Origin of the sequence: Hymenobacter chitinivorans DSM 11115 (assembly GCF_002797555.1) — a bacterium.
Taxonomy (GTDB): Bacteria; Bacteroidota; Bacteroidia; order Cytophagales; family Hymenobacteraceae; genus Hymenobacter; species Hymenobacter chitinivorans.
In genome coordinates this window covers 82654-97320 of sequence record NZ_PGFA01000001.1, presented here as the reverse complement: position 1 = coordinate 97320, position 14667 = coordinate 82654, and the positions used below count along the sequence as shown (strand labels likewise).

The window sequence follows — 14667 nt, the reverse complement described above, 5'->3', positions numbered from 1 at the left end:
CAAAGCCCGTCTTTTCGGGGTATCTTTGCAGGAAGGAGTATGGAAAATTTCGTCGTTTCGGCCCGTAAATATCGTCCTGCCACGTTCAGAAGCGTGGTGGGCCAGCAGCACGTGACTACCACGCTGCAGAATGCCATTACCAGCAAGCACCTGGCCCAGGCCTTCCTGTTTTGCGGCCCCCGGGGCGTGGGCAAAACCACCTGCGCCCGGATTCTGGCCAAGACCATCAACTGCGAGTTTGTGGAACAGCACGTGCGCCAGGGCCGGCCGGTATCGGAGTTGCTGCGCACCCAGCCCGAGCTGGTGCCGGCCGCCTTGCAGAAGGCTGCCGACCCGGACAACACCCCGTTTGAGCTCGAAGCCTGCGGGCAGTGCCCCTCCTGCCGGGCCTTCCAGGAAAATGCCTCCTTCAACGTGCACGAGCTCGATGCCGCTTCCAACAACTCAGTGGAAGACATCCGCAGCCTGGTGGAGCAGGTGCGCTACGCCCCGCAGCAGGGCCGCTTTAAGGTGTACATCATCGACGAGGTGCACATGCTCTCCAATGCGGCCTTCAACGCCTTTCTGAAGACCCTGGAAGAGCCGCCGTCCTACGCCATTTTCATTTTGGCTACCACCGAGCGGCACAAGATTATCCCCACGATTCTCTCCCGCTGCCAGATTTTCGACTTCAACCGGATTCGGGTCGACGACATTCGCGGGCATTTGCGGCACGTGGCCACGCAGGAGAAAATCCAGGCCGAAGACGACGCCCTGCACCTGCTGGCCCAGAAAGCCGACGGCGGCCTGCGCGACGCGCTGAGCATGTTCGACCAGATGGTGACCTTCTCGGGCCACAATCTGACTTATAAGGATGTGGTCCAGAACCTGCACATCCTCGACTACGAGTACTACTTCCGCCTCATCGATGCCCTGCTGCGGGAAGATTTGTCCCAGACCCTGCTGCTGCTCGACGAGGTAATGCAGAACGGCTTCGATTTGCACAACTTCGTGGTGGGCGCCGCCGAGCATTTGCGCGGCTTGCTCGTGTGCAAAGACCAGGTGACGGTGCAGCTGCTGGAAGTGTCGGAAGGCATTCGGGCCCGCTACGTGCAGCAGGCCCAGGCCGCCCCGCTGGCCTTTTTGCTCTCGGCCCTGAACCTGGTGAGCCAGTGCGACCGGGAATTCAAGCAGGCCAAAAACCAGCGCCTGCACGTGGAGCTCATGCTCATGAAGCTGGCCTACCTGAACGGGGCGGTACAGTTCGCCCGCGAAATGAGCCCTTCGTCCTCCAACGGCGAGGCTAAAAAAAAAACTAGTGTAGCGCCCGTTGCCCCGGCTTCGAACGGCGCGGCCATTCCGGCTCCGGCCGTAAACGGTGCTGGTGCCGCTGCCGCCCCGGCCGTGAATGGCGCCCCACGGGCCGTAGCGGCAGCTATTACCCAAGCTACGCCCCCGCCGCCGGTTTCGGCCGCGGCAGCCCGGCCCGTCGTAACGGCCCCCGCCGACCCGGAGCCCATTGTGCCCATCGAAAGCGGCATCGAGGAGCTGCACGACACCCCCAGCATCGAGGACGACGGGGACGTGGTGGAGCCCGTGCAGCAGTTCCGCGACACGAGTCCGCACGTGGAAATCGGGGCGCCGAGCTTCGAAGGCCACGAGCCCGAGGGGCCGCGCCGCATTGCGCCCATGCTCAAGCCCCTGAGCCCCGCGGCCAAGCTTATTCCCAGCCTCAAAGACCTTAAAGCCCAGGTGGCCCAGCAGGTTTCGGCCAGTCAGGCCGGTCCGGCGGTGGTGGAAGACGAGCCCACGGGTCCCGTCACGGGCCTGCCGCCCATCGATGAGGAAAAGCTGCTTCAGGTCTGGAATGAAATCAAGGAGTCGAGACGGGCGGAGCGGATGACCGAGTACGTGCTGCTCAACCGGCCCATTCTCGTGGATGAGCAGCACGTGGTGCACCTCACCGTGGACAACCCCGTGCAGCTCGACCAGTTCAATGACTTCCGCGCCGAACTGCTCACCGAGCTGCGCCGCCGCACCGGCTACCGCCACCTCAACGTGCAGGTGGTACTGGCCGAAAAAGCGCCCACCGGCCGCATGCTCTACACCTCGGCCGATAAATTCGAGTACCTCTCCGAGAAATTCCCGGTGCTGCTCACCATGAAGCAACGCCTGGGCCTGGATACCGACTAATATCTTACCGCCAGTAGGTAGTAGCGCGAACTTTGTAGTTCGCGTGCCCCGCGCCGTTTCCACGGTTGTCGTTCGGGCACGCGAACCACAAAGTTCGCGCTACTAGCGTTTTACCCCTTCCCAATCCGACCCACTGGCTTCGGCGCCGCCGCGTCGGCCGGGCCCTGCACGCGGCCAGTCTCCGACTTGCCACCAAGCACCCAAAACCAGCCGGCCTTACATACTAATTATTCCGGACTTTGCGCCCAACTTAAAATCCGCTCATAATCAATCCAATAGCGCATTGGGTTTTTAATTGCAATACCGGCCGCCTATCTTTGAAACCTTGTCCTTACGCCTCGCTTTCTGCCCTGGGAATTTCGTGAAAAAACCCTTTCTGCTTCTTTTTCCAGCCATTGCGGCGCTTGGGCTCACCACCCAGTGCCAGACGAGCAAGCCCGCCACCACCGCGGCGGCGACTACCGCTCCGACCCCAACGGCCCCGGCGCAGCAGAAAGAGTACAAGTACGAAACCGTGGCTGGCGACCCGCTCAAGGCCCGCATCTATACCCTCGACAACGGCCTGACCGTGTACCTGTCGGACTACGACGACGCCCCACGCATTCAGACCTACCTGGCCGTGCGCGCCGGCTCCAAGAACGACCCGCACACCGCCACCGGCCTGGCCCACTACCTCGAGCACATGGTGTTCAAGGGCACTTCCCGCCTGGGCACCCAGAACTGGGCCGCCGAAAAGCCGGAATTGGACAAGATTGAGGCCCTCTACGAGGTCTACCGCTCCAAAACCGACCCGGCGGAGCGCAAGAAGCTCTACCACCAGATTGACTCCGTTTCGAGCGTGGCGGCCAAGTACGCCGTGGCCAACGAGTACGACAAGGTGATGGGCGCCATCGGCTCGAAGGGTTCCAATGCCTACACGTCCGTCGAGCAGACGGTGTACCAGGAGGATATTCCCTCCAACCAGATTGAGAAGTGGGCCGCCATCCAGAGTGAGCGGCTGGGCGAAATGGTGCCCCGCCTGTTTCACACCGAGCTGGAGGCTGTGTACGAGGAGAAAAACCGCGGGCTAGATAACGACTTCAGCAAGGAATACGAGGCGCTGAACGCCAGCCTGTACCGCAAGCACGAGTACGGCACCCAAACCACCATTGGGACGATTCAGCACCTGCAAAACCCCTCCATCACCGAAATCAAGAAGTATTTCGGCCAGTACTACGTGCCCAACAACGTAGCCTTGTGCCTCTCGGGCGACCTGGACTACGACCAGACCATCCGCCTCATCGACCAGTACTTCGGCAAGCTCCAAAGCAAGCCGGTACCCACCTTCACCCCTGCTAAGGAAGACGCTATTGCCGCGCCCGTAGTAAAGGAAGTAGTGGGCCCCGACGCGGAAAACGTGATGCTCGGCTTCCGCTTCCCCGGCGCCGCCACCCACGACGCGCTGGTGCTGCGCATGATCGACAAGATCCTGACCAACGGCCAGGCCGGCCTGATTGACCTGAACCTGAACCAGCAGCAGCGGGTACTGCAGGCCGCCTCGTTCACCGATATCAACAACGACTACTCGTCCCACGTCCTCTACGCCACCCCCCGCCAGGGCCAGACCCTGCCCCAGGTGCGCGACCTGCTGCTAAGTCAGCTGGAGCTGGTGAAAAAGGGCAGCTTCCCCGACTGGCTGATTCCGGCCATCATCAACAACGAGAAGCTGCAGCGCACCAAGAGCTACGAGAGCAACGAGGCCCGCGCCGGCGCCTTCGTGGCCGCCTTCGTCTCGCGCCAGAGCTGGCAGGATGTGCTCCAGCAGTACGAGGACTTCGGCAAAATCACGAAAGCGAAAGTACTGCGCGTGGCCAACCAGTACTACGGCCAGAACTACGCGCTGATTTACAAGAAAACCGGCAAGGACACGAGCACGCCCAAAGTGGTAAAGCCCGCCATTACGCCGGTGCCCGTGAATCGCGAAGTGGCCTCCAGCTTCTACAAGGAAGTGGTGAGCAAGCCCAGCCCCGAGCTCCAGCCGGTGTTCGTGGATTACAAAAAGGACATTCAGGAGCTCAAGCTGACTTCGGGCGTGCCGGTGTACTACACCCGCAACACCGAAAACGAGCTGTTCAACCTGTACTACATCCTGGACCTGGGCACCAACAACGACCCCAAGCTGGGCCTGGCCGCCGACTACCTCCAGTACCTGGGTACCGACAAGTTCTCGGCCGCCCAGCTCCAGCAGGAGTTCTACAAGCTGGGCTGCTCCTTCGGGGTATCCAGCGGGCAGGACCGCGTTTACGTCAGCCTCGGCGGCCTCAACAGCAACTTCGAGCCGGCCCTGCAACTCTTCGAAAGCCTGCTGGCCAACCCCAAGCCCGACGCCAAAGCCCTCAAGGACATGGTGGATGGGGTGCTCAAGGCCCGCAAGGATGCCAAGCTCAACAAGCAGGTTATCCTGACCCAGGCCATGCTGAGCTTCGCCAAGTACGGCCCCAAAAACCCCTTCACCAGCCAGCTGAGCGAGAAAGAGCTCAAGGCCCTGAAGCCCGCCGACCTCACCGCCCTGACCAAGAAGCTGACCAGCTACCAGCACCGGGTGTTGTATTATGGGCCGCGCCGCACGGAAGGCCTGCAAACCGTTACAGTAAAGAGTGACGGCACTGATGCTGGGCAGACGGAGAATCAGGCCGGCGTGGTAACCGTCCTGAATGCTTTCCATAAAACACCCGCCAAGCTCACGCCCGTACCGGCCAACAAGGACTTTGCCGAGCAGCCGCTCAAAGACCGCAAGGTGTACTGGGTCGACTACAACATGGTGCAGGCCGAAATCCTGTTCCTGACCCGCGGCGACGTGTACGATAAAGCCCTGGTGCCCACCGTGAGCCTCTACAACGAGTACTTCGGCGGCGGCATGGGCAGCATCGTGTTTCAGGAGCTGCGCGAGTCCAAGGCCTTGGCTTACTCCGCCTCCTCCCGCTACGCCAACGCCGACAAGCTGGGCCGCTCCAACTACAACCTGAGCTACATCGGCACCCAGAGCGACAAGCTCGGCGAGGCCATGGCCGGCATGGAGACCCTGCTCAACGACCTGCCCGTGGCTGAAGCCAACCTGCAAATCGCCAAGCAAAGCATCCGCAACAGCATCGCCACCGAGCGCATCACCAAGTCCGACATCCTCTTCAGCTACGAGCGCGCCAAGCGCCTGGGCCTCGATTACGACCTGCGCCGCGACGTGTACGAGCAAACCCAGAACATGAGCTTCGACGATCTGAAGAAGTTTCAGCAAGCCAAGGTCAAGGGCCAAAGCCAGACCATCCTGGTCATCGGCTCCAAAGACCGCCTCAACTTCAAGGAGCTGGCCAAGTACGGTCAGGTCCAGCAACTCACGCTGAAAGAGATTTTCGGCTATTAACCAAATATGCGCCCCAGCAGAACGTCATATCGAACGCAGTGAGATATCTCGCGTGCAATGGTAATCAGATAGCATTGCAACATCAGCACGCGAGATGTCTCACCCTGTTCGACATGACGGCCAACGTTGCCAAGGAACATAGACGGATTTGTTACCTCTTAAAAACAACTTAAACACCCTAAATAACTGTCAATTCGCAACTGACAACTTTTAACAATGGCAGAGAACAAAATCACCATCAAAGGCGGTAAGCTGAGCGTACCCGACCAACCCGTAATTCCTTTCATTGAGGGCGATGGTACCGGTCCCGACATTTGGGCCGCTTCCGTGCGCGTATTCGACGCCGCAGTAGAAAAGGCCTACGGCGGCTCGCGCAAGCTGATGTGGAAAGAAGTGCTGGCGGGCGAGAAGTCGTTCAAGCAAACCGGCAACTGGCTGCCCAACGAAACCCTGGATGCCTTCCGCGACTACCTCGTGGGCATCAAAGGCCCCCTGACCACCCCCGTCGGCGGTGGTATCCGCTCCCTGAACGTGGCCCTGCGCCAGGAGCTCGACCTCTACGCCTGCCTGCGCCCCGTGCGCTGGTTTGAAGGCGTGCCTTCCCCCGTGAAGCGCCCCGAGCTGACCGACATGGTGATCTTCCGCGAAAACACCGAGGACATCTACGCCGGCATCGAGTACATGAACGGTACGCCCCAGGCCCAGAAAATGCTGGAATTCCTGCAGGACGAGATGGGCGTGAAGAAAATCCGCTTCCCCGAGTCGTCCTCGTTCGGCATCAAGCCCGTGTCCAAGGAAGGCACCGAGCGCCTCGTACGCGCCGCCATCGAGTACGCCATTAGCCACAACAAGCCTTCGGTGACCATCGTGCACAAGGGCAACATCATGAAGTTCACCGAGGGTGCCTTCAAAACCTGGGGCTACGAGCTGGCCGAGCGCGAGTTCGGCGACAAAGTATTCACCTGGGCCCAGTACGACAAAATCGTGGCCAAGCAGGGCCAGGACGTAGCCGATGCCCAGCAGAAGGCTGCCCTGGAAAGCGGCAAGATCCTGATTAAGGACAGCATCGCCGATGCCTTCCTGCAGCAGATCCTGCTCCGCCCCTCCGAGTACTCGGTCGTTGCTACCCTGAACCTGAACGGCGACTATATCTCCGACGCCCTGGCCGCCATCGTGGGGGGTATTGGCATTGCGCCCGGTGCCAACATCAACTACATGACCGGCCACGCCATCTTCGAAGCAACCCACGGCACCGCCCCCAAGTATGCCGGCCTCGATAAGGTAAACCCCGGCTCGGTGATTCTCTCCGGCGCCATGATGCTCGAGCACCTGGGCTGGCAGGAAGCCGCCGACCTAATCTACAAAGGTCTGGAAGCTGCCATTGCCTCGAAGCGCGTAACCTACGACTTCGAACGCCTCATGGAAGGCGCTACTCTGCTGAAATGCTCGGAGTTCGGCGACGAGATTATCGCCCGGATGTAGTAGCTTGGCCGTAGCCAATTAAATAACCCCGCGTTGGCTTAGGCTGGCGCGGGGTTTTTGCTTTAAACTACGATCTGTATGAAACAACCAGTAGCTTTTGCAGACGAATATGGGAATACTTCCTTTGATTTCGGAAGACAGAGCACACATTTCATTGTTGCTAGTATCATCGTGGATAAACATGATCTTGGCTTACTTGAAATTCAAGCAGAAGCAATAAGAAAAAGACACTTTCAAACTGGAGAGATAAAGTCTAAGAATGTTGCTACAAACTATAAACGCCGACTTCTAATCCTTGAAGAGATAGGAAAAATGAATATTCAGATATTCGCTGTCACTGTTGATAAAAGGGCGTTATACAGTGAAGGCTTCAAGCACAAAGCATCATTTCACAAGTTTATAAACGGCCTTGTATATAAAGAGTTATATAGAACATTACCAAATTTGACTTTGGTTGTAGATGAGCACGGGTCAAATGATTACATGAGAGAGTTCAAAGAATATGTTAAAAAGAACCATATAAGAGATTTATTTCATGGATCATATTTTGATCTTGAAAACAGCGAGAAAAATATATTAATACAAATAGCTGACTTCATAGCTGGAACCATAGGCCACCACTATGATGAAAATCAAAGAAAAAAATATAGCGAAAAAGGCTTTGATACAGTGAACTTTCTAAATTTAATACGCCATCAAATAGCAAGTATCAATGAATTTCCACCTAATTATAAAGATGTAAACTATTATCCTATCGAAGACGAGAAGCGTGAATTCGATGAGAATATAGCTAAATTAAGCCTTAGATACGCTATTGACTTTATTGATAATAAAAAAATTAATAACCCAGGCGATATTGAGCAAGTTTCTTTTTTAAAGCTTTTACTCTTTTATCAAAGATCTTATCAGAAGCAAGGCTTCGTACCGACACAAGAACTTATCAATCATCTTAACGCTGGAAGAGAAACAAGATTAACACCGCTCTACTTCAGGACTTCAATTGTTGGTAAACTACGTGACGCAGGAGTATTAATAGCTAGTAGCAGCAGCGGTGACAAGGGTTACAAGCTTCCCACAAGTGTATCAGACATATATCAGTTTATCAACCATAGCAATAGCATAATTATTCCTATGATAAATAGAGTCAGAAAATGTCGAGACCTCATAAAACTATCAACAAGCAACACCCTCGATATTTTAGACAGGTCTGAATATAGCGAACTTCAGAAACTTATTGATAACACAAACTAACGACAAGCCATGTACAAATTACAAACCAACATCGAAAATTTTAAATACAACGTCAGCAGAAATACAACTGGCTATACTGCAACTTGGTTTATCTTGGATGAAGATGAGGAAGCCAGATGCATGACTTATGAAGAGTTAAATATATTTCAGAATTTCACACTTGCTAACCCACTTAACTTCCCTGGAGAAAAAAACTATTCGATTTGCGACGAAAGCGAATGCCCATACATAGGGATATATGGAACAAATAGAACGATGCCTAAATATATAATCATAAGAAAAGAGCCATACATATCAACGAGCGGCATGATAACAGAAGCCATGGATATTGTATTAGTTGACACGAACGGCTATAGAACACACAACTATAATTTACCCTTCGACGTTATTGGGCAATTATATTGATCAATGGTGCGCCTAGTTGCGCCGCAGTCGCTCGGCTATTGCCGAGTGACCACTACGCCCGAGGGGCTCCGCCCCGAGCATCCCGCGCCGTATAGTTCTAGCGGCGCGACCCAATTCGCAGCACAGCTGCTCAAGCGTAGTCGTCACTCGGCATAGCCGAGCGACTGCACCCTCCACAAAAAAGGGCACCCCAACGGGTGCCCTTTTCCTTTTCCACTAACACTCCTTACGCCTCACTCTCCCCACCCCGCTCCGTGCGCACCCGCTTCAGCAGCTGCCGCAGCGTGTAGCTACTGCGGGCCTTCACCTTATCCGAGCGGCCGTAGAGGCTTTTGCCGTCGGCCAGCACCTCCTGCATCAGCGCGTAGAGGTGGTTCAGGGTCGCCATGTTGTCGGCCGTGAGCGTGGGCTGCGTGCTTTGGTGCAAATCCTGCAGGGTCGTGTCCTGGGTCAGGTCGGCGTAGAGGGTGCGCAGGGCCTGGGTGTCCGCGGCCGGGTGGCCCTTGGCTTGCAGCGCCGCCTGGTTGGCATCCAGGTTCTGGAGCAAACTTTTGAGCTTACTCTCCAGGCGCTCCACGTCGCCCGAGCTGCGGGCCTGCCGCACTGCTTTGGTGCCAAACGAACCGGCCGGCACCGTCAGGCCCTGGGCCCGCCGCACCCGGGCGTCGAGGTGGTCGAGCAGCAGGGGCAGCTTCTCCGTCGTGCTCTTAATACGCTGGGTAATCACCTCCCCCTGGGCCCGGGTCGTCGTGGGGCTGACCAGCACTTCGGCCGCGGCTAGGCGGGCGGCGTAGTCGGGCAAAAACTGCGGCCCGTACTCCTGGGGCAGCAAGGCCTTAAACTCGGCCAGGTCCCGCGTGACGTGGCCGTGCAGCAGCCGGGCCAGGGGCAGTAATTCTTCCTGGCGGAAATGGAAATTAGGTACGGGCTTACTCATACAACATAATAAGATTAGAAGGTGTAACTCAACCGTAAGCTAGGATTAATTACCCCGCAGTGTACTCGTAGTCAACGCTTTTCTTTTTTCTACCCTTCGACACCGCACTTCAGGCGTTCGACACCGCACTTCAGGTGTTCGACACCGCACTTCAGGTGTTCGACATCGTACTTCAGGTGTTCGACACCGCACTTCAGGTGTTCGACATCGTACTTTGGGCCTTCGACAACACACTTCAGGTGTTCGAGGCCGTACTTCAGGTGTTAGGAACCCCACTTGAGCCGCTCGGAGCACTTCCCCGGCCTGCGCCCGTCCTCCCGGCTCCGCTGGCCGGCCACCCGCCGCAGATTTTCGACCGGAGCTGCTCCCCCTGCTCCCCATCGCCCCGAATTCTTCCATCCCCTTTCCATTGCCGCTATTCTGCTTAGCTTTAAGCAGTTCCTCCTATCTATTCTTACCCCCCTTCATCCGCATGCAACACCTATTCTCCCGCCTCACGATGCTGGCCCTGCTGGGCCTGGCCGCCACTCCGGCCGCCCGGGCCCAAGCGCCCTGGGCCCCGGCCCCCGTTCTGCCCTGGGATGCCTACTACGGCGCCACCGGCGGCAGCACCGTCGAAACCCTGCAGCTGGCCGGCCCGGCGCTCTGGGCCACGTCCACCTTTAGCGGCTCCCTGGGCGTGGTGCAAAGCACCGTCCACACCTCCACCGACCAGGGCCAGACCTGGCAAACCAAGGTCCTGGCCTCCTACAACGGCCCCGCCGGCACGGTCCTGGAAGACTGCTGGACCCTGGACGGCCAAACGGCCTGGGCCGTAGTCAGCACCCGCAGCGGGGGCGTGCGCGACGGAATGCAGCTATTCAAGTCGACCACGGGCCTAGCCGGTAAGAGCTTCGAGCAGGTTACCAACCCGGTGGCCGGCACCCGCCTCAAGGCTGTGCGCTCCTTCTCCGCTACCCGCGCTGTGGCCCTCACCTACCCCGACGAAGCCACCCCCACTACCTGGCCCTTCCTGCTCACCACCGATGGTGGCCAAACCTGGGCGCCCGTGGCTCAGCCCCTGCCCCGCCTCCCCAACGACCAACTGGGCAGTATCACCGTGCTGGGCTCCCACCTGTGGGTCACCACCCGCAGCGGGCAGGTACTCCACACCCCCGACCAGGGCCAAACCTGGCAGAGCAGTACCACCGGGCTACAGCTTGAACTGCAGGGCACCGCCTTCCACGACGCCCTGCACGGCCTGGCCTATAGCTCCAACCAGCTGCTGCGCACCACCGACGGCGGCCAGACCTGGACCCCGGTGCCCTACGCCAAGCCCCAGCTGCTGACCACCCTGGTGGCCGTGCCCGGCGCCCCCCGCCACTACCTCAGCGCCGGCGCCTCCTACCAATCTACTGCCAACGCCCAGGACGGCACCTCCCTCTCCACCGACGACGGCGCCACCTGGACCACTATCGACGCCAAGGCCCACAGCCTGCTAGCCGCCGGTAGCCCCACCCAGGCCTGGGCCAGCCAGTTTGAGAATGGCGTCCGTTCCAACCCTGCCCTGGTGAAATACGCCGGCGTGGCCCTGCCCACCCAGCGCGCTACGGCCGCCGAAGTGACGCTGTATCCGAACCCGACCACCAACACCGTGACCCTGCCCGCCGCCGGCCGCTACCAGCGCGCCACCGTCGTGGATGCCCTGGGCCGGTCGCGCCAGGTAGTAGCCCTCACGGCCGCCCCCCTGGGCCTGGCCCTGGCCCCGTTCGGCGCGGGCCTCTATACCATCGTGCTGGAAGGCGCCCAAGTCCGGCAGAGCACCGCCGTGGTAGTGCTGCCCTAGCCGCCTCCTCTTCCGCCCAGCCCCTTTCGAAGCCTTTGGGCTACCCCACTTGCCTAGCTGGCGGGGTAGCCCAAAGGCTTCCGCCATTGGGGGCCGCCGCCGCCAGCACGTTGCTAGCCGCACCGCACTCTATGGCCCCGATGTGGATGCCATAAGCAATGGCACCAACCCAATACGTAATAGTATTTATAGTATTTTCAATCAATTAGGTTGTTTATTGGTAGTTATTCCAAAATAAAAGGCCATTATTTGTTAAATTCATAATTACTTCACTTCCTTCTCCCTATGAAAACAACCCGCTTTTCTCTCCTGATGCTCGGCTTAGGTCTCGGAATGACGGCCTTCTCCAGCTGCTCCAAAGAACAAGATGCCGCCGCCCCCGCCAGCACGGCCGCCGTGCAGGCCGCCAAAGTGGAAGAAGCCTACCCCAGCCAGACGGGCCCGGCCCAGGTCAGCAAGCTGGGCGTGTACCAGCAAATCAACGGGGAGAACATCCTCGAAGGCGACATTATCCTGACGGCCAGCCAGGTAAACCCCACCGGCCCGCAGACCGAAAGCGCCGGCCGCAACACCGGCAAGTGGCCCAGCGCCGTGGTCTACTACACCATTGATGCCGCCCTGCCCAGCCAGAACCGCGTAACCGACGCCATTACCCACTGGCAGACCTATACCGCCGTGCGCTTCGTGCCGCGCACCACCCAGGCCAACTACGTGACCTTCCGCGTGGGCTCGGGCTGCTCCTCCAACATCGGCATGATTGGCGGCCGGCAGTACATCAACCTGGCCTCGGGCTGCACAACGGGTAATACCATTCACGAAATCGGCCACGCCCTGGGCCTGTTCCACGAGCAAACCCGCAACGACCGGGACACCTACGTCAACATCCTGACCCAGAACATTCAGTCGGGCTACGAAAATAACTTCGTCAAGTACAGCACCTCCGGCTACAGCGGCACCGACTTCGGCGCCCTCGACTTCGGCTCCATCATGATGTACGGCTCGTTCTCCTTCTCCTCCAACGGCCAGCCCACCATCACCAAGAAAGACGGCTCCACCTTCAACATCCAACGCTCAGCCCTCTCCGCCGGCGACCGGGCCGGCATCGACATTATGTACTAAAGCGGAGTAGCGCGCTGGCCGGTCCAGCGCCGTTACGCCACTAAAAAAGGGCACCCAGCAGTGGGTGCCCTTTTTTAGTGGTGCTCAACCTAAGCAACTACTCCTGCTTGTTTTCCATGTTTTTGAGGCGGTTGTACGTCTGCTTCGACTGCTGGCACTGGCGCTCCACGGCCTGGCGCACCGGGCCGCGCAGGGTATTGTCGCTCAGGGCATCCTCGTAGGCTTTGATGGCCCACTCTTCGCCGTAGATGTTGGAGCCCAGAATGGCTTTTTCGTCGGCGCCGGTCAGGGCCGCTTTGGCATCCATCCAGGCGCGGTAGAACTTGCCTTTCACCGTGGTGCTGTCCTGGCGGCCGCCGCCCTGCTGGCGTAGGTAGCCGTTGAGCTCATTGGCAAACTGCTGGCTCTGGCTGACCAGCTGCTTGTAGTAGCCACTGAGTTGGGGGTCCTGGCTTTCGTCCACGGCGCGCTGGTAGCCCTCTATCCGGTCGTTAACGAAATAGAGCAGTTCGTTGAGCGTGTCGGTTTGGGCATCGGAACCAGCGCTGGCACCGGCTGAGGCTTTGCGGGTCTTGCCCTTGTTGCCGCGCAGCAGGGCCGCGGCACCCACGGCCAGCAGGGCCCCGCCCACTACTTTCTGGGTGGTCGTCATGCGGCCGAGCATGTCGCCCATGCTGCCTTTATTAAGCCACTTGCCGGCCTGGCTCAATAAGGAGTCGTCGGCGTTGGAGGAGCCCAGGGAGGCCGAGTTATACGAGGATGCGCTGCCGCTGCGAGTAGGTTGGTTAGACTGGGTCATGACAAGAGAATAGGTTGGTGAATTCAGCCTAGGCTTACGGCGCGCGTTATCAATGAGTTAGGCCGAGCTTACTACAGCAGCCCCAACCGGTGCCGCCCGCCGGCCCCGGCCGCGTCGTATCTTGCGGCTTCATCAGTAGCTGCTTGTATGCTTTCTTCTTGGTGGCGGACGCCCTTGGGCCGCCTGCGCGTGGTTGGATTTCTGGAAGGCGTATCGTTTCTGGTGCTGCTGGGCATTGCCATGCCGCTCAAGTACCTGGCTGGCCAACCCGAGGCAGTAAAGGCGGTGGGCATGGCCCACGGGGTACTCTTTGTGCTCTACGTGCTGCTGGTGCTGCAGGTGAGCCTGCTGCGGAGCTGGTCGGGGGGCAAGGCCCTGCTGGCCCTGGCCGTGTCGGTAGTGCCGTTTGGTACTTTCTGGGCCGAGAAGAAGCTGTTTCAGGAGTAAGCTGGGCGGGAGTTAAGGCAATTTTGCGGACCTTGGCCGCGGGCAGAAACGGCTGCCCACCGCCCGTTTGTTTTGCTTTCCAACTCCCTCGCCCGATGTCGACCCGCCTGACTGCCCTGACTCTGCCCCTGGCCTCCGTGCGCGTGGGCCGGCCCGCCACCTTTGCCGCCCCCAGCGCTGCAGCAGTTTCCCGGCCCTGGACCTCGGCCATCCGCAAAGCCGAAATTACCGGGCCCGTGTGGCTGGACGGCCTGAACCTGGCCGGCGACCTGCAGGCCGACCAGAAAAACCACGGCGGCCCCGACCAGGCTTTGTGCGTGTATCCCGGGGCGCATTACGCGTATTGGAGTCAGCAGCTGGGCCGCCCCATGCTGCCCGGCAGCTTCGGCGAAAACCTGACCCTGGCCGGCCCCGCCACCGAGCACGACGTCTGCCTGGGCGACATTTTCCGGCTCGGTGAGGCCGTCGTGCAGGTTTCCCAGCCCCGCTCCCCCTGCTACAAGCTGGGCCTGCGCTGGCAAACGCCTATGCTGCCCAAGTGGCTGCAGGACTCGGGCCGCACCGGCTGGTACCTGCGGGTGCTGCAGCCCGGCCACGTGGCCCCCACCGACGCCCTGGAGCTGCTGGAGCGCCCCTACCCCGCCTGGCCCCTGACCCTGGTCAACAGCGTGAAGTACGAGCAGCGCGAAAACCTGGCTTTGGCCGCCGAACTGCTGAATTGCCCGGCGTTGGGCGGGCAGTGGCGGCGCAAAATGCAGGGCCGGGTAGCTGGTACGGCCCCGCTCTACGACGATGCCAGCCGCCTGCAAGGACCCGTCGCCGGCTAAGTCCGG

At 59.2% G+C, this 14667-nt stretch carries 11 protein-coding genes; 9 read left to right on the top strand and 2 right to left on the bottom strand.

Going from position 1 to position 14667, the window contains the following annotated elements; translation table 11 throughout:
• Positions 1 to 39 precede the first annotated feature (39 nt).
• The 5 genes from dnaX (at position 40) to CLV45_RS24745 (ending at position 8707) form a co-directional block, all read left to right on the top strand.
• Positions 40 to 2172, top strand: a complete 2133-nt coding sequence (dnaX, locus tag CLV45_RS00410; protein ID WP_100334429.1) for a DNA polymerase III subunit gamma/tau — start codon at positions 40 to 42, stop codon at positions 2170 to 2172.
• A gap of 361 nt (positions 2173 to 2533) precedes the next feature.
• Complete coding sequence (locus CLV45_RS00405; protein WP_245882498.1) at positions 2534 to 5569, top strand: M16 family metallopeptidase; 3036 nt, start codon at positions 2534 to 2536, stop codon at positions 5567 to 5569.
• A gap of 216 nt (positions 5570 to 5785) precedes the next feature.
• Positions 5786 to 7051, top strand: coding sequence for an NADP-dependent isocitrate dehydrogenase (gene icd, locus CLV45_RS00400; RefSeq protein WP_100334428.1), 1266 nt, complete (start codon positions 5786 to 5788; stop codon positions 7049 to 7051).
• Between the two features lie 78 nt (positions 7052 to 7129).
• Positions 7130 to 8302: a DUF3800 domain-containing protein gene (locus CLV45_RS00395; RefSeq protein ID WP_100334427.1), complete on the top strand. Its 1173-nt coding sequence runs from the start codon at positions 7130 to 7132 to the stop codon at positions 8300 to 8302.
• 9 nt (positions 8303 to 8311) lie between these two features.
• Positions 8312 to 8707, top strand: a complete 396-nt coding sequence (locus CLV45_RS24745; protein WP_157807196.1) for a hypothetical protein — start codon at positions 8312 to 8314, stop codon at positions 8705 to 8707.
• Positions 8708 to 8933: 226 nt separating this feature from the next.
• On the opposite strand, the gene CLV45_RS00390 is transcribed toward CLV45_RS24745, so the two are convergent.
• Positions 8934 to 9644, bottom strand: a complete 711-nt coding sequence (locus CLV45_RS00390; RefSeq protein ID WP_100334426.1) for a hypothetical protein — start codon at positions 9642 to 9644, stop codon at positions 8934 to 8936.
• A 472-nt stretch (positions 9645 to 10116) separates the two neighbouring features.
• On the opposite strand from CLV45_RS00390, the gene CLV45_RS00385 reads away from it, so the two are divergent.
• Together CLV45_RS00385 and CLV45_RS00380 are read left to right on the top strand one after the other, a co-directional pair.
• Complete coding sequence (locus tag CLV45_RS00385; protein ID WP_157807195.1) at positions 10117 to 11469, top strand: WD40/YVTN/BNR-like repeat-containing protein; 1353 nt, start codon at positions 10117 to 10119, stop codon at positions 11467 to 11469.
• Between the two features lie 285 nt (positions 11470 to 11754).
• Complete coding sequence (locus CLV45_RS00380; protein WP_100334424.1) at positions 11755 to 12588, top strand: M12 family metallopeptidase; 834 nt, start codon at positions 11755 to 11757, stop codon at positions 12586 to 12588.
• A gap of 97 nt (positions 12589 to 12685) precedes the next feature.
• On the opposite strand, the gene CLV45_RS00375 is transcribed toward CLV45_RS00380, so the two are convergent.
• The gene (locus CLV45_RS00375) at positions 12686 to 13387 is read right to left on the bottom strand and encodes a ferritin-like domain-containing protein (protein ID WP_100334423.1); all 702 of its coding nucleotides are present in this window, start codon (positions 13385 to 13387) and stop codon (positions 12686 to 12688) included.
• A 147-nt stretch (positions 13388 to 13534) separates the two neighbouring features.
• Between CLV45_RS00375 and CLV45_RS00370 the strand changes: the two genes are divergently transcribed.
• Together CLV45_RS00370 and CLV45_RS00365 are read left to right on the top strand one after the other, a co-directional pair.
• Positions 13535 to 13834, top strand: coding sequence for a DUF3817 domain-containing protein (locus CLV45_RS00370; RefSeq protein WP_100334422.1), 300 nt, complete (start codon positions 13535 to 13537; stop codon positions 13832 to 13834).
• A gap of 95 nt (positions 13835 to 13929) precedes the next feature.
• Positions 13930 to 14661 (top strand): MOSC domain-containing protein, encoded by a 732-nt coding sequence (locus CLV45_RS00365; protein ID WP_100334421.1) that lies wholly within the window; start codon positions 13930 to 13932, stop codon positions 14659 to 14661.
• Positions 14662 to 14667 lie beyond the last annotated feature (6 nt).